Source organism: Paludibacterium sp. B53371, from assembly GCF_018802765.1.
Lineage (GTDB): Bacteria > Pseudomonadota > Gammaproteobacteria > Burkholderiales > Chromobacteriaceae > Paludibacterium.
In genome coordinates this window covers 112,481-134,745 of the sequence record NZ_CP069163.1, presented here as the reverse complement: position 1 = coordinate 134,745, position 22,265 = coordinate 112,481, and the positions used below count along the sequence as shown (strand labels likewise).

General features: G+C 63.1%; 15 protein-coding genes. 7 read left to right on the top strand and 8 right to left on the bottom strand.

Features of this window, described 5'->3' with window-relative positions; genetic code table 11:
• Positions 1–101: 101 nt before the first annotated feature.
• The 4 genes from JNO51_RS00565 to JNO51_RS00550 are packed head-to-tail and all read left to right on the top strand — an operon-like array spanning position 102 to position 4,244.
• Positions 102–2,141: a cytochrome c biogenesis protein ResB gene (locus JNO51_RS00565; protein WP_215780138.1), complete on the top strand. Its 2,040-nt coding sequence runs from the start codon at positions 102–104 to the stop codon at positions 2,139–2,141.
• On the top strand, positions 2,119–3,261 hold the full coding sequence (ccsB, locus tag JNO51_RS00560) for a c-type cytochrome biogenesis protein CcsB (protein ID WP_215780134.1): 1,143 nt from the start codon (positions 2,119–2,121) through the stop codon (positions 3,259–3,261). The genes JNO51_RS00565 and ccsB overlap by 23 nt, the downstream gene beginning before the upstream one ends.
• A complete protein-coding gene (locus JNO51_RS00555) occupies positions 3,251–3,535 on the top strand; it encodes a GIY-YIG nuclease family protein (RefSeq protein WP_215780131.1) in 285 nt (94 codons plus the stop codon). Before ccsB ends, JNO51_RS00555 begins: the two co-directional genes overlap by 11 nt.
• 58 nt (positions 3,536–3,593) lie before the next feature.
• On the top strand, positions 3,594–4,244 hold the full coding sequence (locus JNO51_RS00550) for an MBL fold metallo-hydrolase (RefSeq protein ID WP_215780126.1): 651 nt from the start codon (positions 3,594–3,596) through the stop codon (positions 4,242–4,244).
• Positions 4,245–4,294: 50 nt separating this feature from the next.
• Here the strand turns inward: JNO51_RS00550 and JNO51_RS00545 are convergent, their stop codons facing one another.
• From JNO51_RS00545 to zwf, 7 genes are all read right to left on the bottom strand, one after another.
• A complete protein-coding gene (locus JNO51_RS00545) occupies positions 4,295–8,620 on the bottom strand; it encodes a hemagglutinin repeat-containing protein (protein ID WP_215780122.1) in 4,326 nt (1,441 codons plus the stop codon).
• A gap of 95 nt (positions 8,621–8,715) precedes the next feature.
• Entirely contained in the window at positions 8,716–10,365 is a 1,650-nt protein-coding gene (locus tag JNO51_RS00540) for a ShlB/FhaC/HecB family hemolysin secretion/activation protein (RefSeq protein WP_215780118.1), read from the bottom strand.
• A 362-nt stretch (positions 10,366–10,727) separates the two neighbouring features.
• Positions 10,728–12,374: a glucose-6-phosphate isomerase gene (gene pgi, locus JNO51_RS00535; protein WP_215780115.1), complete on the bottom strand. Its 1,647-nt coding sequence runs from the start codon at positions 12,372–12,374 to the stop codon at positions 10,728–10,730.
• Positions 12,375–12,376: 2 nt separating this feature from the next.
• Positions 12,377–13,231: a transcriptional regulator HexR gene (gene hexR, locus JNO51_RS00530; RefSeq protein ID WP_215780112.1), complete on the bottom strand. Its 855-nt coding sequence runs from the start codon at positions 13,229–13,231 to the stop codon at positions 12,377–12,379.
• A complete protein-coding gene (locus JNO51_RS00525) occupies positions 13,224–14,213 on the bottom strand; it encodes a glucokinase (RefSeq protein WP_215780109.1) in 990 nt (329 codons plus the stop codon). The genes hexR and JNO51_RS00525 overlap by 8 nt, the downstream gene beginning before the upstream one ends.
• Complete coding sequence (pgl, locus tag JNO51_RS00520; RefSeq protein WP_215780106.1) at positions 14,194–14,871, bottom strand: 6-phosphogluconolactonase; 678 nt, start codon at positions 14,869–14,871, stop codon at positions 14,194–14,196. The genes JNO51_RS00525 and pgl overlap by 20 nt, the downstream gene beginning before the upstream one ends.
• 142 nt (positions 14,872–15,013) lie before the next feature.
• A complete protein-coding gene (zwf, locus tag JNO51_RS00515) occupies positions 15,014–16,486 on the bottom strand; it encodes a glucose-6-phosphate dehydrogenase (RefSeq protein WP_215780102.1) in 1,473 nt (490 codons plus the stop codon).
• Positions 16,487–16,737: 251 nt separating this feature from the next.
• Between zwf and edd the strand changes: the two genes are divergently transcribed.
• The 3 genes from edd to JNO51_RS00500 all read left to right on the top strand — a co-directional run bounded on the left by edd (position 16,738) and on the right by JNO51_RS00500 (position 20,215).
• Positions 16,738–18,576: a phosphogluconate dehydratase gene (gene edd / locus JNO51_RS00510; protein WP_215780098.1), complete on the top strand. Its 1,839-nt coding sequence runs from the start codon at positions 16,738–16,740 to the stop codon at positions 18,574–18,576.
• Entirely contained in the window at positions 18,576–19,199 is a 624-nt protein-coding gene (gene eda / locus JNO51_RS00505; protein ID WP_215780093.1) for a bifunctional 4-hydroxy-2-oxoglutarate aldolase/2-dehydro-3-deoxy-phosphogluconate aldolase, read from the top strand. Before edd ends, eda begins: the two co-directional genes overlap by 1 nt.
• A 233-nt stretch (positions 19,200–19,432) precedes the next feature.
• Positions 19,433–20,215: an HDOD domain-containing protein gene (locus JNO51_RS00500; protein WP_252346139.1), complete on the top strand. Its 783-nt coding sequence runs from the start codon at positions 19,433–19,435 to the stop codon at positions 20,213–20,215.
• A 69-nt stretch (positions 20,216–20,284) separates the two neighbouring features.
• On the opposite strand, the gene JNO51_RS00495 is transcribed toward JNO51_RS00500, so the two are convergent.
• Positions 20,285–22,168, bottom strand: coding sequence for a ribonuclease catalytic domain-containing protein (locus JNO51_RS00495; protein ID WP_215780088.1), 1,884 nt, complete (start codon positions 22,166–22,168; stop codon positions 20,285–20,287).
• Positions 22,169–22,265: the final 97 nt, after the last annotated feature.

Below are 22,265 nucleotides of genomic sequence, written 5' to 3'. Positions count from 1 at the left end.
TTTTGTCCGGACCCGATAACCCGATCTGGCATCGCCTGCCTGGCAGGTGATGCCGGTTGTGCCCGGCGCGCACCTCGCTGTGCGCCCTCAGACAGCCCCCTATGAAGACAGACCGCCGTACCCAGACCTCACTGCGTGCCCTGTACGAGCTCCTGAGCTCGATGCGTTTTGCCATCGGCCTGCTGACCATCCTGGCCATCGCCTCGATCATCGGTACCGTCCTCAAGCAGAACGAGCCCTACCCCAACTACGCCTTCGAATTCGGTCAATACTGGTTCCAGGTCTTTGCCACGCTGGGGCTGTACGACGTCTATCACTCGGCCTGGTTCATTACCATTCTGGCTTTCCTGATGCTCTCGACCACCCTGTGCATCATCCGCAATGCACCGGGCTTCCTGCGAGACATCCGTTCCTATCGCACCAGCGCCCGCGAACGCTCGCTGGCCGCGATGAAACTCAGCGCCCAGTGGGCGGGACAGGCCGACACGGCCGCCCTGAGCAGTTACCTGCAGCGCCAGGGCTTCCGGCTGCGCACCGTCGAGCGCGAAGACGGCAGCACACTGATCGCGGCCAAGAAGGGCAGCGCCAGCCGTCTGGGCTACTTCTTTGCGCATGGCGCCATGATCATCATCTGCCTGGGGGGCCTGATCGATGGCAACCTGCCGCTGAAGATGCGCGAACTGTTCGGCAGCGTGGTGGCAGAAACCCGCGACCTGCCGCAATCGCAGATTCCGGCGCAAAGCCGCCTGTCCACCGGCAACCTGTCATTCCGCGGCGACGTCACCATTGCCGAGAACAAGAGCGCCGACGTGGTGTTCATCAACTCCGGCCCCGGTTATCTGGTGCAAGAGCTCCCCTTCATCGTCACCCTGCGCAAGTTCAACGTCGATTACTACAGCAACGGCATGCCCAAGTTGTTTGCCAGCGACATCGAAGTGACCGACAAAGCCAGCGGCAAGATCACCCGTGCCCGGGTCGAGGTCAACCATCCGCTGATCGTCGACGGCGTGGCCATCTACCAGGCCAGCTTCGGTGACGGCGGCTCGCCGCTGAAACTCAAGGCCTGGAATCTCGACAGCCCGCAATCGGCACCGGTTACCATCGACGGTCTGTCCAAAGCCAGTCAGCCGCTGCGGGCCAATGGCCGCGATTACCGGCTGGAGTTCAACGATCTGCGCGTGTTCAATATCGAGGACATGAGCAACCGCAGCCAGACAGACCACAGTCTCGGCCAGCGCATGAAAGATGCGCGCGAAGTCACGCGCGAGCGCCAGCTGAAGAACGTCGGGCCGTCGATCGGCTTCAAGATCCGCGACAGCCAGGGTCAGGCCCATGAGTACCTGACCTATATGGCACCGATCCAGCAGGACGGCGCCAGCTACCTGATCGCCGCATCCCGCAGTGAGGTCTCGCAACCCTTCGACTACCTGCGCATTCCACTGGATGATCAGATGTCGGTCGATACCTTCATGCGCCTGCGCGCCGCCGTCATGAATCCGGCCCTGTATGACGAGATTGCCGCGCAAAGCGGCGCCAAGGCCATGCAGGGCAATGCCATCAGCCCGGCCATGCGCAAGGAATTCGAAGCCAGCGTCAAGTGGATCCTCTCCCGCTTTGCCGAAGGCGGCTTTGACGGACTGCAGACCTTCCTCGAGCAACACGTACCGGCTGACAAGCGCGCCGACGTGGCGCAGACCTATATCAAAATTCTGCAGGGTGCCATCATCGACGTCATGGACGTCGCCAACCGCCATGCCGGCGTCGCACCCATGGCGCGAGATGCCGGCCACTACCGCTTCCTGCTCGACAGCCTGGTGGCCATCAGTGCCTTCAAGGACTATGGCGCACCGGTATTCCTGCAACTGGACAGCTTCCAGCAAGTTCAGGCCTCCGGCCTGCAGATGACCCGCTCGCCGGGCAAGACCCTGGTCTACCTGGGCTCCCTGCTGCTGGTCATCGGCATCCTGCTGATGTTCTACATTCAGGAAAGGCGCCTGTGGCTGCTGATCAAGCCGGACAGCCTGCTGCTCGCCATGAGCGCCAACCGCCCCAACCCGGATCTCGACCGGGACTTCGCGCGTCATCAGGACGCCATCCAACAGCTAGCACGAGGTGAAGATGGACATCGCCCAACAGCGTGAAACCCGCAAACTGCACCAGCGCCTGGGCATCGGCGACTGGCTCTATGCCCTGTTCATCCTGGCGGCCGCCTTCGTGGCGTACAACCGCTTCGGTCAGTACATGGACTACTACGAGCACCTGATCCTGGCGGGTGCCAGCATCGGTCTGGTGGCCTTCGGCTGGTTCTGGACCGCCTGGCGCCGCTTCTTCCCGCTGGTGGCGGCCCTGTCCCTGCTGGCCGTCAACCTGTACCACGGCGACCTGGCTCGCGGCCAGAGTGCCTTCTGGCTCAAATACCTGCTGTCCAGCCAGTCGTCCATCATGTGGATGTGCGTGCTGTTCTTCCTGGCCACCGGCTGCTACTGGTTCGGCCTGCTGCGCCGTTCAGTGACCGGCATGGCGCTCGGCAGCGGCCTGACCTGGGCCGCCACCGCCATGGGTTTTGCCGGCATGTTCACCCGCTGGTATGAAAGCTATCTGATCGGCAGCGACATCGGCCACATTCCGGTTTCCAACCTGTACGAAGTCTTCATCCTGTTCTGCCTGATCACCGCGCTGATGTATCTGTACTACGAAGCCGGCTTCAAGGTACGCCAGCTCGGTGCCTTCGTGCTGCTGGTGATCAGTGCCGCCGTCGGTTTCATCCTGTGGTACACCTTCGACCGCCAGGCCCATGAAATCCAGCCGCTGATTCCGGCCCTGCAATCCTGGTGGATGAAGATCCACGTCCCGGCCAACTTCATCGGCTACGGCGCCTTCTCCATGGCCGCCATGCTGGGGGTAGCCGAGCTGGTGGTGATGAAGGGCTGGCTGCAAGACAAGCTGCCCAAGGCCGAAGTACTGGACGAAATCATGTACCGCGCCATCGCGGTCGGCTTCCTGTTCTTCACCATCGCCACCATCCTCGGCGCCATGTGGGCCGCCGATGCCTGGGGCGGCTACTGGTCGTGGGACCCGAAAGAAACCTGGGCACTGATCGTCTGGCTCAACTATGCCGCCTGGCTGCATGTGCGCCTGGTCAAGGGCTGGCGCGGCAAGCCGCTGGCCTGGTGGGCGGTGATCGGCATCTTCGTCACCAGCTTTGCCTTCCTCGGCGTCAACATGTTCCTGTCCGGCCTGCACTCCTACGGTGGACTGTAAGCCTGTCGCTGCCCGCCCCTGGTATCTGTATGTCATCGCTTGCCGGGGCGGCAGCCTGTATACCGGCATCAGTACCGATGTCGCGCGCCGCTACCAGCAACATGCCAGCGGTCGCGGCGCACGCTACACCCGCAGTCACCCGCCGGAAAAACTGCTGCTGAGCATCGAATTCCCCGACCGTTCCGAAGCGCTCAAAGCCGAATATGCCTTCAAGCAACTCAGCGCTGCCGAAAAGCGATCTTTCTGTTTGCGACATGAAACTGCCAGTGACTAGGCCACAGCTTTTTGCTATGCAACAATAATCCATCCACGACTACCCCGGTTTTTGCATCATGGCTCTCCACTATCACGTCATTCCGGTCACGCCGTTCGCCCAGAACTGCTCGATCCTGTGGTGCGACGAAACGCAGCTCGCTGCTGTCGTCGATGCCGGCGGGGATCTGGAGCGTATTCTGGACTTTACCCGCGCCAAGGGCCTGACCATCGAGAAACTGCTGCTGACCCACGGCCACATCGACCATGCCGGCGCAGCGGCCGAACTGGCACGCCAACTGGGCGTCGACATCGAAGGCCCGCAGGCCGATGACGCTTTCTGGCTTGATCAACTGCCACAACAGGGACAGTCCTTCGGCTTTCCGCACAGCGCCGCCCTGACCCCGCAACGCTGGCTCAACCAGGGCGACAGCGTCACCGTCGGCAAGCAGACCCTGCAGGTCATCCACTGCCCGGGCCACACCCCGGGGCACGTGGTGTTCTACAACGCCGAAGCCGGCCTGCTGGTCGCCGGCGATGTCCTGTTCCAGGGCTCGATCGGCCGTACCGACTTTCCGCGCGGCAACCACCGCGACCTGCTCGACGCCATCCACAACAAACTGTTCATCCTGCCGGACGACACCACCGTCATCACCGGCCACGGCCCCTTCACCACCCTGGGGGATGAAAAGCGCAGCAACCCCTTCGTGATGAACGCCGGCTACCGCTGAGGCCACGCAGCATCCGACAAAAAACCCGGGAGATCCCGGGTTTTTTCGCTTCAGCGTGCAGGTTGCGTCAGATCGCGCTGACTGCGCTCCTGTTGCCAGCCAAAGGGCAGCTTGCCCGACAACACATCCGTCAGCGCAGTGCCCGCCACGCCGATCGGCGTCCCCGCCAGCGACAAGCCAAGCTGACGACTATTCTCCTGCCCCGCCAGCGATGTCCGTTGCACCCGGCCATCCAGCGACACCGGCACGCCGGCAGCCGACATGACGGCACCCTGCAACTGAGCGGCCCCCCCCACCTGCCAGTCCGCCCCGGCGCTTGCCGCCAGGACCGCCGGGTCTCGCACCGCCGAACTTTGTTGCGCACGCTGCGACAGCTTCAGGCGCAGCAAGTCACCGCCCCCCGAGGCCAGTTCACCGAGATCGGGCGTCGACAGCCCAAGATCCAGCGCAAAGTGCTGCTCTTCCGCCTGCCGGGTCTGACTGGTCAGCGCCAGATTGCCGCCCACCTCGCCACTCAGTTGCGCCGCCTCGACCCGGGCAGACTGCCCCGCGAGCTGCCCGCCCGCCGCCAGGCGGACTGTGTCGGCATGGATCACCGTCCCCTGCTGGTCAGACTGCCGGCTGCCATCACGGCCAACCTTGAGCGCAAACTCGGCCCCGGCATCGGTACTCACGCGTGCATTGACCCCCAGCTCGACCTTGCCGGCCTGCTGATCTTCTTGCTGATGCCGACTCATGCTGCCCAGCGTCAGATCGCCGCCGGCCCGCAGACTGACCGAGGACAGCGGCGTCTCGGCCGAGCCCAGCTGTGCCGCCTGCAAGCGCAGATCCTGCCCGGCGCTCAGCACCACCCCACCGCCGGCCGCCAGCGTACTGCCCTGCACGCCCCCCTGCTGCCCCTGCTGCCGCTGCCACTCACCATTGATCTGACCACCGCCGCCAAACTGCGGACTATCCATATCCCCGCTCAGGGTCAGACTGGCCTGGATGCCGCCATGATCATTGCGCTGAGCCTGACGGGATTGCGCACTGGCAGCCGTCAGGGCCAGATCCCCGCCGGCACTGACCTGCAGGACACCGGAGCCACCATCCAGCCGGGTCGCCTGCAAGGCGGCATCCCCGGCCAGTTGCAACGACACCCCCTTGGCCCCTTCGATCCGGCCGGCCTGCACCCCTCCCTGTTCCGAACGTTGCAACTGACTGCCCGCACCAAGCCCCAGCTTCAGGTTGAGATCATGACCTGTCATGGTCGAGGCATGAAAACTGCCCTGATTGTCACGCTGCTGCCGCGACTCGTCGCGCTGCGTGGCCAGCGCCGTAGCACTCAGACTCTCCGCCACCAGCACCGCGCTGCCCTGCGTGGCCAGATACTGCGTCCCCTGATCCGTCAGGCTGCCATGACTGGTGATCTGCACGCTTCCCCCCTGATAGCGCGACGCCAGGGCATCCTGCACCGATTGGCGCACGGTCAGCTCGCTGGTCCCGGCCTTGCCCTCCAGACTGGCCCCCGGCAAGGTCACCTGGGCCAGCAAACTGGCCAGACCGACCCAGTCACCCTGCGCCAGCTTGTCCAGCCCCTGCTCCGGGCCATTACCGATCTGGCGAGCCGTAGCCACCGCCCCCGCCCAATCACCCCGCTTCACCTGATCCAGTACCTGATGCACCGGTTTGGTCAGATTGCCCGCCTGCCCGTCCAGTGTCAGCCCTGCCTGCATCTGGACGGTCTCCTGACGCGAGGAGGAGGACTGCGGTGCCGCCTGATTGACGATCTGACCGGCCTCGGCACTGAGCGCCCCGCCGGCCTGGAACTGCCCGCCCCGGGTACGCAATACCCCGCTGCCCGCCTGCAGCGACAGATCCCCCGTCGCACTGACCTGGCTACCCAATGGCGTCTGCTGCTCGCTGTCACTGGTTTCACGCCGATTGCGCATCTGACCGGCCACTTGCACCTGCTCGTTGCTGGCCATCAGCGACACACCCATGCTGTCCTCGCTGTTCACCTGCAAGCTGCGTGACTGCCCCTGGGCAGAGTCGAACGCCAGATTGCTGCCTCGCACCGACACATCACCATCCGTGGCCACAATGCGACTGCCGGTCAGGCGCACATCCCCCTGTGCCGCCACTTGCACACTGGCGCCGCTGAACTCGGCCGCCTGCGGCGACAGGCTGGCGGCATCCACCCGCTGATCATGGCGGGCAATCTCCAGACCGGCACGATAACGCCCGGCCTGTGCCGGATCCTGCCCCAGTGCGGTATTCACCATCAGCTGGCTGTCGAACTGCTTGTCCCGCGTACGCTGATCCGCCGCCTGCAGGACCACATCACCGGCCGCCGTCACATTCAGGGCGCCCGTGGCCGCCACCCGGCTGCCGCTGACGGCCACATCCTTGCCGCTGGCCAGACGCAGATTGCTCTCTGACATCACCGCTGCCGCGGCGACCGTATCCTGCCCGTGACTGCCAAGACTGCGGTGCGTCTGGATATCAAACACCCCGCCAGTGCGCTGATCGACCATCGACTTGGTCAAATCCGTGGCATGCTGGATTTGCAGATTGCCTTGACGTGTATCCGCCTGCGCCCCCTGCTGCCCCTGGGCCTCACTGCCGACAATGCGGATATCCTTCTCGGCGCTCACCATCAGCTTGCCCTGCGCCAGTACCTGCGTCGGCTGATGCCGTGCCTGCTCCTTCTGATCATTGTGACGTTGGCTGCCGGCAATCCCCCCCCAGTGGTTGCCATAGTCCCGTACCTGCTCCTGCTGGTTGATGACTTGCGCCACCAGGGCCACATCACCGCCGGACCGCAAACTGATATCGCCCTGCGCCAGCAGGCGGCTGCCCTCGAGCGAGATATCCCCGCCTGCCTGCAACTGCACAGACTGACCGGCCATGACCTGGGTCGGCTTCAACTGCTGATGCTGATCACGCCGATCCCAACTCCCGGAGGCCAGCTCCGGCCCTTCGAGATAGCGGCTGCCCTGCTCGGTCTTGGCCGTCCGCTCAATCAGACCGGCCAGTGCCAGCGTCTGGCCGGCCTGCAAACGCACCTGCCCGCCGGCCTTCAGCTCGGCCCCCTGCAGCGACATCCTCCCCGCGGCATTCAGCTGTAGAACATGCTGGGCATCCAGCAGGCTGCCTTCATAACTCAGTTGCTCGTGCTCCGTGCGCTCCTTGCGCTGCCAGGAATTTTTCCAGGCAAAGTAATCCCGTTCGGTCACATCACGGTCCGCCACGCCATCCAGCACCACCTCCCCGGCCGTGATGCGGATATCCTCGGCGCGCACATCCGTGGCGGCCAGCTGCACCGCTCCCCGCGCCTGCACTTTCACCAACTCACCATTCAGCGCCGGACGGCTCAGTGTGGTTTCGGTCACGGTCTCGACCGTATCGCTGGCGCCGGTCTGCCAGATGAACCAGCTCTCGTCGTGGCCGCGCTTTTCCCGCTTATCCTGATGCACACCAGGCCGCGCACTGACACGGTCTGCCTGAATCACCACCTTGGGCGCACTCAACTCGGCGCCGGTCAACTGCACGACGCCCTGGCTGTCGATGCGCACCCGCTCCTGCGCTTTCAGCACCCCTTCCAGATTGACCCCGGCACCGGCATCGGTACTGACAATACTGATGCGCCCGGCCTGCATACCGCCCAGAAAAGCACTGTCCAGCACCGGCCCTTCCGGCGCCGTGCCACGGGCGCTCACCTCGCGACGCTCATAGTCCATCGCGGCCTGCCCGGTCACCGCGTGAATGCCGCTGGTCGCCACCACACTACCCTGGGCATCAATACGGGGCGCGATCAGATCCAGGGCCTGCGCGGCCTGGATGCCTTCCTTGCCGATGCTCAGCGTACTGCCCGGACTGGCCGTCACCAGTTGCTGCAAGCGACCATCCTGCAGCCCGGGACTCCCGACCAGCAGGCTGGCACGGCGCGTATTGATGAAGCCGCAGCCCTGGCAGGTGATCCCGTTGGGATTAGCCAGGATCAGGTCTGCCGCCTTGCCGAACACCTCCTGCTGCCCGAGCAGCAAGGAGGGATTGCGACTGACCACCTCATTCAGAATCACCGCCGCAGGCCGTCCCGCCAGCGCCGCATTGCCCTGCAGCGCCCCGGCCAACTGCGACCGTCCCGCTTCGATGGCATTGTTCAGCACCACCCCGCCACGACCAACGTTGTAGTCCTGATACTGATTGTGAGACAGGCCCTGGGCATTGGCCGGGGCGATATTCACCACCGGCACCGCACCGACCTGCTGCACCTGGGTGGCTGAGCCGGCCACCGGCTCGATCCCTTCGGCCCATAAGCGCGGGGAGCATAATAAAGACAGCGCCAGGGCAGAGGCGATCTGCCCGTGGCTCGATAGCTTGAATGCTTTCATGATGGTTAACCTCTTTGTCGATTGAAGTTGCAGTCTTGCCGCGCTGTGTCGCGCGTGTCGTTATCGGGCCTGCGGGTGCCATACGCCCCGGTACCCTAAAATTGCCGGCTCAGCCGCAAAAGCACCTGCTGCGACTCGCCGACAAAATAATCCGGCTGCCAGAGCGGCCGGCTGTACTCGCCATCCAGTGACCAGTCGCCGTAGCGCAGTGTCATGCCAAGCCCCCAGCCCGCCATCCGCTGATCGCCACCATCGTCCCGGGTCTGCCAGACACCGCCCAGATCGAGCCCCAGCCGGGGGAGCCACTGCCAATCGCCGCGCCGGAACTGTCCGTGCAGGGTGTTGCGCCAGACCCAGCCGCGTTCGCTGGCCAGCGAGTTGTGACGAAACCCGCGCACCATGCTGTTATCCGCCAGCTCCAGCTGCTCCACCGCCGGCAGACGCCGCCCGCTGTACTGCCCCTGCAAACGGCTCTCCCACTGCCATCCCGGCAATGGCGTGAGATGGCGCAGGGTCGTACTCAGTCTCCATTTGTCAAAGCGGGTACTCGGCCCGCCGGGCACGCCGTCGTCAGCCCCGAACCAGCCCTGGCCACTGTCGAGCGACAACTCCAGCGTCAGCGAACCAAATGCCAGCAGACTCAGCCTGTCCACCCCCAGCGACAGCACCGACAGCGTCGGGCTGCTCACCTGCTGCAAACTGCCGAGAAAATAATTGGCCACCCGTTTGTGACTCACCTGGCCATGCGTACTCCAGATCCGTTGCTGGTCGCGCCACAGCACCCGGTCCAGCCGCAGACCAAGCTGTGACGATTCCCCGGTCAGCGCCACCGTGCCGTAGCGCAGGCGTTGCGGATTCAGATAGGCCGACTGGCCGGCAAACAGGCTGTAACTCCAGTAGCCGTGCGGCAGCGAATAAAACAGCGAGTGCCGCCGGCTGAAACGTCCCGCGGCCAGACTGTGCTCCAGCGCCAGACTCAGATAGTCATACCGGCCACTGAGGTTGTCGCGCGCCAGGGTCAGCCCCGCCACCTGGCGCCCGGTCGCGTCATAACCCCAGTTATCCAGCGCAATCCGGCCATGCCATGCCGGCGCCACCTGGCCACGCAACCGCACCGTCGAACCGCCCACCTGTCGCCCGGGCACAATCTCGGCGCGCAGCGCCGCCGATTGCAGGCGATTGGCCTGATCCAGTCCCTGCTCCAGATCACGGATATTCAACGGCTTGCCGCTCATGGCGGGAAACAGCCAGGCCGCGGCCTGCTCATCCCCCTCGATCTCCTCCACATGCCCTTCCAGCACCTGCAGCGTCATGACGCCATCGGCAGACAGCTGCGGCACCACCCGGGCAGCCACATAACCGCGCTCGACATACAAGGCCATCAGCCGCTGCAAAATCCGCTGCAAGCGCATGCCATACATGCAACCGGCCCCTTGCTCGCGCACCAGCGCCAGATCCTCTGCACCGAGCAGGGTGACCCCGGTCACCCGCAGTGCCCGCACCGGCAAACACGCATTGCCATGAGCGTCCGGCTCGGCCGGAGCGCAACGAATGTCCTCGTCGCGCAGTAACTGGCGCTGGCGAAGCGCATCGAACTCACCGCGCAGATGTTCGCTGTTGTCCTGCAGGAAAAAACGGCCATCCGTCCCTGGCGCCTCTGACGGTTCGGCCAACAACAGTGCATGCCAGCACGCCAGACACACGCCGCTTACCCAGCGACGAGTACGAACCCTATTTGCCAGCATGGCCGCTCCGGATTGTTTAATGTCGAATTGTCAGACATAAATAACGTCATTGGCATAGCGTGCCAACACGTATAAAGGACATATAGATGGAAAGACACGAATAAAGGAAAATGATCGACATTCAGCATGGAAATGACTGAAAGGACAGATCCTGGCGAGTGAATCGATGAGTTAGACAACAACAGGGCTTTGTTACAGGCAGCCTGCCCGTCAAAACGGCACAGCCAACGTGCAGCGCCGCAGGAACTGGCCGAGTGGCCAGCCAGCACCGGGCAAGAAGCCGCCCACAAACGGCCGTCTCATGCAACAGGGCCCCGCCTCCAGACGGAAGCGGGGCCCTCAGGCCATCATGGCAACGCAGATCAGTTCTGGTTGTACTGGCGATAGCGTTCGATCAGACGGGTCGTCGAACTGTCATGCTCAGCCTTGACCTTCTTGCCGCTCAGCTCGGCATGAATCGTCTTGGCCAGCTGCTTGCCCAGCTCCACCCCCCACTGGTCGAAACTGTTGATGTTCCAGATCACCCCCTGCACAAAGATCTTGTGCTCGTAGGCCGCGATCAGCGAACCGAGGTTGCGCGGGTCCAGCCGCGACATCAGCAGCGTGTTGGTCGGGCGATTGCCGCCGAACACCTTGTGCGGCACCAGGGACTCCAGCGCCTCGCCCTGCAGCCCCTGCGCCACCAGCTCGGCGCGCGCCTCTTCAGATGTCTTGCCGCGCATGAAGGCCTCGGCCTGGGCGAACACATTGGCCAACAGGATTTCATGGTGGCCCGGCAGGGAAGAGCGGCGCTCCAGCGAAGCAATCAGGTCGATCGGCGAGATGTGGGTGCCCTGGTGCAGCAGCTGGAAGAAGGCATGCTGGCCATTGATCCCCGTTTCCCCCCAGATGATCGGTGCGGTTTCGAAATCGACCGCCTCGCCGTTGAGCATCACCTGCTTGCCGTTCGACTCCATGTCCAGCTGCTGGATGAAAGCCGGAAAACGATGCAGGTACTGGTCATACGGCGCGATCACATGGCTGCCGCCACCATAGAAATTGATGTACCAGATGCCGATCATGGCCAGCAGCACCGGCATATTGGCTTCCAGCGGCGCATTGCGGAAGTGCTGGTCCATGATGTGCGCGCCGTTGAGCAGCTCGGAGAAGTTCTCCTCGCCCAGATACAACATGATGGGCAGGCCAATCGCCGACCACAGGCTGTAACGGCCGCCCACCCAGTCCCAGAACTCGAACATGTTCGCCGGATCAATACCGAAATCGGCGACCGCCTTCATATTGGTCGACACGGCAACAAAATGCTTGGCCACCGCGGCCTCGTCACGGGCACGCGCGACAAACCATTCGCGTGCCGTCAGCGCATTGGTCAGGGTTTCCTGGGTGGTGAAGGTCTTGGACTCGATGATGAACAGCGTGGTCTCCGAGTGGACCTTCTTCAGGGTCTCTTTCAGCTGCGCCCCGTCAACGTTGGAGACGAAATGCATGTTCATGCGCGGATGGCCGTAGGGCTTGAGCGCACTGCACACCATCAGCGAACCGAGGTCCGAGCCGCCGATACCGATATTGACGATGTCGGTGATCGGCTGGTTGGTATAGCCGAGCCATTCGCCGGAGCGCACGGCGTGACAGAAACGCCCCATGCGTTCGAGCACATTGTTGATCTGCGGCATCACGTCGACCCCATCGACCAGGATCGGCGAGTTGGTGCGGTTGCGCAACGCCACGTGCAGCACCGAGCGGTTCTCGGTGCTGTTGATCTTTTCACCCTTGAACATCGACTTGATGCGTTGCAGCAGGCCGGCCTGACGCGCCAGATCCATCAGCAGCTGCAGGGTTTCATCGGTAATGCGGTTTTTCGAATAATCGAGGAACAGATCGCCGACTTCGAGCGAGAAACGCTCCGCCCGATCCGGGTCGGCGGCAAACAGGTCGCGCATGTGATTCAGGCGCGACAACGAAAAATGTTGCTCCAGTGCCTGCCAGGCAGGCAATTGGGTGAGGGCGCTCATCGTTATTTTTCCTCTTGCTCCTGCATGCGCAATCGCTTGCCACGCAGGCTCTGTTTGGATTTCTCCAGCTGCGCGATCAACGCCGGACCCTGACGCAGGGCCACGCCGACAGCGAGAATGTCGACCAGCACCAGATGCACGATCCGGGAGATCATCGGACTGAAGGTTTCAGTATCTTCACGGGTATCTGCTGCCAGGGTCACCGTCGCCATGCGCGCCAGCGGCGACGCGCTGGCCGTGATGGCCACCACGCTGGCACCGGCATTCAGCGCCACCTCCACCGCACCCAGCAGTTCCACCGTACGTCCCGAGTTGGAGATCGCCACCATCACATCGCCCTCGGTCAGCACCGACGCAGCCATGGTCTGGATGTGGGTATCGGCGTAGGCCACGGTAGGAATGCCAAAGCGGAAGAACTTGTGCTGCGCATCGGCCGCGATAATGCCGGAGTTACCCAGCCCATAGAACTCGATGCGGCGTGCATGCGACAGCAAATCCACCGCCTGTTCGACGGAGGCCGGGTTGACCTCGTTGCGACACTTGATCAGCGCCGTCACCGTATTGTCGAACACCTTGGCCGCGACTTCGGAGGTCGGGTCCTCGGGACGGACACTGGAGTGCACATAAGGCACCCCGGTCACCAGGCTGCCGGCCAGCTTGAGCTTGAAATCCGGCAGGCCGGCGCAGCCCATTGAGCGACAGAAGCGGATGACCGTCGGCTGGCTGACACCGGCACTGGAGGCGATGTCGGCCACGGCGGCCTGCATCACGGTATAGGGCTGTGCGAGCGCCAGTTCGGCGACTTTTCTTTCGGCTGCAGACAAATCCGGCAGCTGAGCGCGAATTCGCTCAAGCATGATGGGATTCCCGTAAGTGGGCGGCCAGCGCGGCTTGTGCGCCGATCAGGCCGGGATACTGACTGTGAATGACATAGGTCGGCATTGCGGCCAGATAGCCGGAAAAACGACCCGCCTGCTCGAAACGGCGCCGGAAAGGCGATTGCCCGAAGGCCGCCCCCAGTCGTGGCACAATGCCACCGCCGATAAACACACCACCGCGCGCCCCCAGCGTCAGCGCCAGTGCACCGGCCGCACTGCCCAGCATGGCGCAGAAGCGGTCCAGACTGGCCTGACACTGCGGCGACTGGCCGCCCAGCGCATGACGCGTGATGTCGGCAGCCGACAAACCGTCATGGGCCAGACCCTGCATCGCCAGGCGCGCTTCATGAATCAGCGCCAGCCCCGGGCCGGAGAGGAAGCGCTCGGTCGAGACATGCCCGTAGCGGGCACGGGCAAAACGCCACAGCTCGACCTCCTCTTCATCCTCCGGTGCGAAACCGACATGACCGCCCTCCCCCGAAAGCGGTATCGGTCCCAGCGGCCCCGGAATCAGGCCTGACACGCCCAGCCCGGTGCCCGGGCCAATCAAGGCCATGGCGCACCCGGGCTCGGCCTTTCCGTCCCCCACCTGCTGCAGCTCGGCAGCCGGCAGAAACGGCAACGACCAGGCCAGTGCCGTGAAGTCGTTGAGCACCACCAGTGAATCCAGCGACAGGTCGCGCCGCATCCCCGCGATGGAAAAAGTCCAGTCGTGGTTGGTCATGCGCACCAGATCACCGGTCACGGCGGTGGCAATACCGATCGCGGCATGCGCGACCCGTCGGGCACCGGTCTGCCCGAGGTAATCGCGCACGGCATCCAGCAGCGTCGGAAACGACGCACTGGCGCGAACATCCACCTCTTCAATCACGCCCGGAGCGGTTTCCAGCGCAAAACGCGCATGGGTACCGCCCACGTCGGCGAGAAGACGCGGGAACAGGCTAGGGTGCCCAGTAGACATCAAGTGGTGTCTCGTCCTGTTGCAAGAAATAGCTGACCGGCCAGCGGCGATCTTCCGCCTGACGCGCACGTTCGAAGACCTCACGCTTGCCGTTCCCCTGTATCGACAAATACAACTTGTCGGATTTTAACAGCGCCTTGCGCGTCATGCTCAGGCGTCGATGAGGCGCAACAGGCGGCGTCACACCGATAATGGCCTGTGCTTGGCCCAGATCAAGGCCCGCGTCCAGCTCGGCCGCCTCCGGGAACAGCGAGGCGGTATGACCGTCATCGCCCATGCCCAGCACCGCCACCGTCGGCCAGGTGAAGGCCTGGCAGGCCTCGGCAATCGAGCGCGCCTCATCCTCGGGATACGGCGCCAGCGGCAGGAAGCTGGCGGCTGCCGCCTTGCCGGTCAGCAGATGCTCGCGGACCAGCCGGGCATTGCTGTCGGCGTGGTCGGCCGGCACCATGCGCTCGTCCACCAGAGTGATGGTGACACGCTGCCAGGGCAGATCCGCCATCGCCAGACGCTCGAAAAGCGCAATGGGCGACCGGCCGCCGGACACTGCCAGCACCGCTCGCCCATTGGTTTCAATGGTCTGCTTCAGATCGGCGGCAATCGCCGCCGCCAGGGCATCGGCCTGCGCCCCGGGTGATTCAAATTCCAGCCACTTCATAGTGTGGTTCTCCGTGCGTGCTGTATTTCCATGTGCATTAAAAAGCGGCGTCCGTCAGGGAGGCGGACGCCGTCAGAGTTTCCCCAACTCATTCAAGCCAGGATCCGGCGGCCAGCCTGCAGCGCGCCGGATCGCAGATCAATCAGCTTTCTTCGTGCCAGGCGATGCCGTCACGCGACAGCAGGGCCGACGAGGCCGCAGGCCCCCAGGTTCCGGCGGTGTACTGCTTGGGCGGCGTGGTGGAGTGTTCCCAGGCATGCATGATCGGCTCGACCCAGCGCCAGGCGGCCACCAGCTCGTCGCTGCGCATGAACAGGCCGAGACGGCCACGGATCACGTCCAGCAGCAGACGCTCGTAAGCATCGGCACGACGCACCTTGAACATGGCGTTGAAGTCCAGATTCAGGTAGGCCGGCTGCAGGTTCATGGTGTCGCCCGGTTCCTTGGCCAGGAAGTAGAGGCGGATGCTTTCATCCGGCTGCAGGCGGATCACCAGACGGTTGGCAGTCTGGCCGACCGGGCTCGGGAACAGATGGCACGGGACGTCACGGAAGTTGATGACGATTTCCGCCACCCGTTCCGGCATGCGCTTGCCGGTACGCAGGAAGAACGGCACACCGGCCCAGCGCCAGTTGTCGATTTCGGCCTTGAGCGCCACGAAGGTTTCGGTGGTCGAGGTCGGCGGAATGCCCTGCTCTTCCAGGTAACCCGGCACGGCGCCACCGACGATGGCACCCGCCTTGTACTGACCGCGGACGGTCTTGGTGGCGACGTCCTGCACTTCGAACGGACGCAGCGCCTTCAATACCTTGAGTTTTTCGTCACGAATGGCATTGCCTTCCATGCTGGCCGGCGGCTCCATGGCCACGATGCACAACAGTTGCAGCAAGTGGTTCTGCACCATGTCGCGCAGTGCACCGGTATGGTCGTAGAAACCGCCACGACCTTCGACACCCAGTTCTTCGGAAATGGTGATCTGCACGTTGTGCACCCACTCGCGACGCCACAGCGGTTCGAACAGCGAGTTGCCGAAACGGATGGCCATCAGGTTCTGTACCGACTCCTTGCCCAGATAGTGGTCGATACGATACAGCTGGTGCTCGTCGAAATACTTGGCAACGGCATCATTGATCTCGTTGGACGACTCCAGGTCGTGGCCGAGCGGTTTCTCCAGCACCACGCGCACATTGGGATGATTCAGGCCGACCGTGGCCAGGTTTTCACAGATCGGCGTGAAGAACTCGGGCGCGGTGGACAGGTAGCACACCACGCTGCGGCCCGGCACCATCGGCCCCAGCTTTTCGGCCAGCGGCGGGAAGTGTTCCGGGAAACCGGCATCGACACGCAGATAATCGATACGGTCGCAGAACTGTTGCCAATCTGCCTCAGTGAAGCACTCTTTGATATGCTTGCGCGAATGGTCTTCCACATAGGCCAGATATTCCTCGCGGGTCCACTCCTTGCGGCCCAGCCCCAGAATGCGGCCATCTTTATTAAGGAGACCGGCAGCATGCGCCTGATACAGCGACGGCAACAGCTTGCGCATCACCAGGTCGCCAGTACCACCGAACAGCACCATATCAAATGCAGGGGTTTGAGCAGCGTCGTTTCGCATAGCAACATCCATCCCAAGTGGTTAAGATGTAATTATATTACCACCAGAAAATTCTGCGCAGATTGGATTTGCATCAAGTTAAGCGCCATTTTTTCCAAGTAAGCTGAACACCATTCAATCTAATTAAAGCCTTCCTGTCAGCCGGATAGCACCGGAATGAAGGCAAAAGCCACACCGACGGGAAGGGAATCAGCTTGATTTTTGATTGTAGTAAAATTACCATCATTGCACATCCATGCGGGAGTCCAGACATGACGAAACATCCCGTCCTCGTCGAGGTCACAGAGCGAATCATCCAGCGCAGTCGCGTTCAGCGTCAGGCATACCTGAACCGGATTCGCGCCGCGACCCACCAGGGCAAAGTCGAGCGTAGCCAGCTCTCATGTACCAACCTGGCACACGCTTTTGCCGCCATGCCTGGCGATACCAAGCTGCGCATCAAGGAAGTCGCCCGTGCCAATCTGGCGATCGTCTCTGCCTACAACGACATGCTGTCGGCACACCAACCGCTCGAAACCTACCCCGCACTGATCAAGGAAGAAGCCTTCAAGGCCGGCGCCACCGCCCAGTTTGCCGGTGGCGTGCCGGCCATGTGCGACGGCGTGACCCAGGGTCAGCCGGGCATGGAGCTGTCGCTGTTCTCGCGCGACGTCATCGCCATGAGCACCGCCGTCGCCCTGTCGCATCAGATGTTTGACGGCGCCCTGTACCTCGGCGTGTGCGACAAGATCGTCCCGGGCCTGCTGATCGGCGCACTGTCCTTCGGCCACCTGCCGGCCATCTTCGTCCCGGCCGGCCCGATGACCTCCGGCATCAGCAACGATGAAAAGGCCAAGACCCGCCAGCTGTACGCAGAAGGCAAGGTCGGCCGCGACGCCCTGCTGGAGTCCGAGTCCCAGTCCTATCACGGCCCGGGCACCTGCACCTTCTACGGCACCGCCAACTCCAACCAGATGCTGATGGAGATCATGGGTCTGCATCTGCCCGGCACCGCCTTCGTCAACCCGGGCACCCCGCTGCGCGAGGCATTGACCCGCGCTGCTGCCCGTCAGGCCGTCAAGATTTCCGCTCAGGGTGAAGCCTTTACCCCGGTGGCAGAAATCATTGATGAAAAAACCATCGTCAACGCCATTGTCGGCCTGCTGGCCACCGGTGGCTCGACCAACCACACCATGCATCTGGTCGCGATCGCCCGGGTAGCCGGCATCGACATCAACTGGGACGACTTCGACGACCTGTCCGCCGTGGTACCGCTACTGGCCCGCGCCTACCCGAACGGCAAGGCCGACGTGAACCAGTTCCATGCGGCCGGCGGCCTGGGCTTCGTCATCCGCGAACTGCTGGATGCCGGCCTGCTGCACGAAGACGTGCAGACCGTCATCGGCAAGGGGCTGCGCGCCTACACCCGCGAACCCTGGCTCAACAATGGCCAGCTCGACTGGCGCGATGCCCCGGCCGAGCCGCTGGATCGCGAAGTCGTGCGCCCCCATGCCGACCCGTTCTCCGCCGACGGCGGCCTCAAGGTACTGGCAGGTGAACTGGGCCGGGCCGTGATCAAGGTCTCGGCCGTCAAACCGGAGCACCGTGTCATCGAAGCCCCGGCCGTGGTCTTCCACAGCCAGGACGACATGCTGGCCGCCTTCAAGCGCGGCGAGCTGGAAAAAGACTTCGTGGCGGTGATCCGCTTCCAGGGGCCGCGCGCCAACGGCATGCCGGAACTGCACAAGCTGACCCCCTCGCTGGGCATTCTGCAGGAACGCGGCTTCAAGGTGGCGCTGGTCACCGACGGCCGGATGTCCGGCGCCTCGGGCAAAGTCCCGGCAGCGATCCATGTCAGTCCGGAAGCTGCTCAGGGCGGTCCGATTGCCAAGGTACGCGATGGCGACCTGATCCGCGTCGATGCCGTTCAGGGCCGCCTGCAGGTGCTGGTCGATGCCGAAGAATGGGCGCTGCGCACGGAAAGCGATGCCGACCTGCACCATAATGAATACGGCGTGGGCCGCGAGCTGTTCGCGGTCTTCCGCAACACTGCCACCACGGCAGAAGAAGGCGCAACCAGCTTTGCCCTTCCACAATGGGAGAAAATGTAATGGATGCAATTACCCTGCTGCGTCAGGGGCCGGTGGTCCCGGTCATCGTGGTCGACGATCCGGCGATTGCCGTTGACATGGCCCACGCGCTGGTTGCTGGCGGTATCCGCGTGCTGGAAGTGACGCTGCGCACCAAGGCCGCACTGGCAGCCATCCGTCGCATGCGCGACGAAGTGCCGGACGCCATCGTCGGTGCCGGCACCCTGCGCACCCGCCCACAAGTCGAAGCCTGTGTCGATGCCGGCGCCCAGTTCGGCATCAGCCCGGGCCTGACCCCGGAACTGGCCTCGGCCGCCCGTGCCGCCAACCTGACCTTCCTGCCCGGTGTCGCCACCCCGTCGGAAGCGATGCGCGCCGAAGACGAAGGCTTCTCGGTTCTGAAGCTGTTCCCGGCAGAAGCCGTCGGCGGCATCAAGCTGCTGAAGTCGCTGGCCGGCCCCTTCCCGAACCTGCGCTTCTGCCCGACCGGCGGGATCGATCTGGCCCGTGCCAGCGACTACCTGGCCCTGCCCAATGTACTGGCCGTTGGCGGCTCCTGGCTGACCCCGAGCGATGCCCTGGCCGCGCGCGACTGGGACCGCATCACCGAACTGGCGCGTGCCGCCAGCCAGATCGGCGGCTAAGTCAGACAACCGCGCAATAAACCAAGGGTGGCGACAGCCACCCTTTTTTCTTATCCAACAGCCACTTACCCGCATCCCAGTCATTTTCCGGCTGTCTGACCCGGCCTCGATATGCTATCTGGATTTGCATTCGCCGCATGGTTGCCTAATCTCAATAGACACACAGCCATTTTTCGTGGAGATCGATGATGCAGGTGGCAGAGGTTTTTGAAAAAGCATCCGGCAAACTGCCGATGATTCCAAAGGTTGTCCAGGAGCTGGTCAACAGCTTTAACAGTGCCGATGTCATCAACAACGAAGAGATCGCCAAAACCGTCGGTCATGACCAGGTGCTCACCGCCCGGGTACTGCGCCTGGCGAATACCGCCCGCTTCGGCGGCAGCCGGCGCGTCGGCTCGCTGGATGATGCCCTGATCATTCTGGGCTTCGATACCCTGCGCGTGCTGGTGATCGCCTCCGGCATCACCGGCACCACCGCCAACATCCCCAACTTCGATCTCAAGACTTTCTGGAAAGGCTGCTTCGAGATTGCCAATACCGCCAAGGTACTGGCGCGCCTCAGCCACCAGAACCAGCAACTGGCCTTCACCTGCGGCCTGCTGGCACGCATCGGCGAGCTGGTGCTGCACCTGGCCGCCCCGGGCGTCACCCCCGAGATCGAGCGCAAGGTAGGTGACAGCCCGAATCGTATCGATATCGAGCGCGCACTGCTCGGCGTCGATTCGACCCAGGTCGGTGCCGAACTGGCCTGGCGCTGGAGCTTCCCGGAGCAGATCGTGGCCGCCATCGGCCAGCAATACCCGCTCGACGGCAAGGAAGGCAAGGCCCCGCTGGCCACCGTCATCGGACTGGCCAAGCAGATCGTGCGCGACTTCAACCAGCAAATCGACAGCGAAACCGTCTTCAAGCTGCTGCCGGACAGCGCCCTGACACAACTGGGTATCACCCGCGAACAACTGCAGGCCAGCGCCGACGAGCTCAAGGAAGCCAGCACCACGGTCGACGATCTGTTCTGAGCCATACAGGTAAACGAAAGAGGGCGCCGCAGCGCCCTCTTTGTCATGGCAGATCGCCGACGCGGGCACTCAGCCCTCTTCGCCGTCCACCACTTCTGCCGCCTCACCGGCCACCGGCCCCAGATAGCGACACTCGATGTCCTGCATCAGTTCATCAATGCGGGTAATCGCCAGGCGGATATGGGTGCCCGTCGGCATTTCCGGCAGACCGCCGACACGCAGACGCAGCGGGACACCATCCACCCGCACCAGATCTTCCTTCAGATACACGGCCGTCAGCTCGCTGATCCCCTCCTGGCCGAACCAGCGCAGACACCAGAAGTGCTCCATGCGATCCTGAAAACCCAGATAAGCCGAATAAGCGGCATCGAAATCACGCAGAATGGCAAACAGCATGGCATCGTTCTGCTCGAACGGCGGCTTTTCGCCCCGGATCATCGCCACCAGCTGACGCTGATTGACAAAGTCGGAAGCCCGACGCAGCGGCGAGGTCGACCAGGCATATTGCGCCACCCCCAGACCGATATGCGGCTCCGGCCGGGTGGTCATGCGCACCTTGCCCATGCTCTGCGCCCGATACAGACCGGGAATGTCCGCCTCGCCCAGCATGCGGCCCCATTCGCTGTTGGCCAGAATCATCAACTCCGACACCAGCTTGTCCATCGGTGCCCCGCGCTTGCGCGGCGTGATCTGTACCTTGCCATCCACGATGGCAAAGGTGTAATCCAGCGGCTGCACCCGGGTCGGGTCAAACTTGCCGCGACGCTTTTCCAGCGCATTGGCGAAATGCCACAGCCAGATCAACTCGCGCTTGAAGGCATAATCCACCCCCGGATCATTCAGCAGGGTGTCCTCATTGAAGACCTTCTCCAGCTCGGCATGACGCAGGTTGGCGGCAATCGGCACCAACTCGATGCGGTTTTCGTACCCCACCGGCTCGAAGTCCGGCGTCACCTCGACATACAGACTGAGCGCCGGGCAATTCTGCCCTTCCAGCAAAGTAAACGACTGCACCACCTCGTCCGGCAGCATGGTGATCTTGTCGCCCGGGTAATACACCGTCGACAACCGGCTGTAGACGATGCGCTCCAGATCGGAACCGACCGCGATGCCCAGCGTCGGCGCCGCGATATGGATGCCGACGCGCAGATTGCCATTGGCCAGCGGCGTCAGCGACAGGGCGTCGTCAATCTCGGTGGTGGCGGCATCATCGATGGAGAAAGCCTTGACCTCGGCCAGCGGCAAGGTCGTCGCATCGACCGGCTGCACTGGCTCGGCGTAATGAAAACCGGTGCCCTTGGGAAAATGCTCCATCAGGAAACCGGCCAGCAGATACTCCGGCACCGAACGGATGCCACCGACCTTGTCGGCCAGGCGCAAAGGCGGCAGGCCGCTCTGCTTGCAAGCCTGGTCAAAAGCCTTGAACTCCAGACTGTTCTTGTCCGGACTGAACAGCAGGGCCATCAGCTTGTCGGCCACTGCCTGCGGCAGTTTGCCCGCCACCAGCTCACCGGCCCACAGATTGATCTGCTCCTGCTCGCGCTTCTTGCGCTCCGCACCAGCCAGCGCCGCCTTCAGCGCCTCTTCCGGTGCGGCCTTGAAACGCCCCTTGCCCTTCTTGTAGAAGTACATCGGCGCCGAAGACAGACGCTGCACAATGGCCGCCGCCTCGACGGCAGAGGGGGCATGCCCCCAGTAATCGCGCGCCAGATCCTCATAAGCAAACTCGTCGCTGCCGCAGCACTCCCACAGAAAATCCAGATCGATGTCCTCGGCCAGTGCCTCGGCCTGAGTCAGAAAAGTATCGAGCGGGCTGGCAAACTCGAGAATGACATTGGCAGCCTTGATCTTGGCCCGCTTGCCATGCTGGGTATCCACCTGGAAGCTGGCATCGCTTTTGGACACAATGCTGCCGACCTTGAAACTGCCACTCTCTTCGTAAAATACGTTCATCCGCGCGCCAGACTGTTGCAATCAGTAAAGCCGGGATTATAGCAGGGAGCTACTGCGACGAGGATTTCGCTTGGAATACAGGGAGAAAATTCGGAAA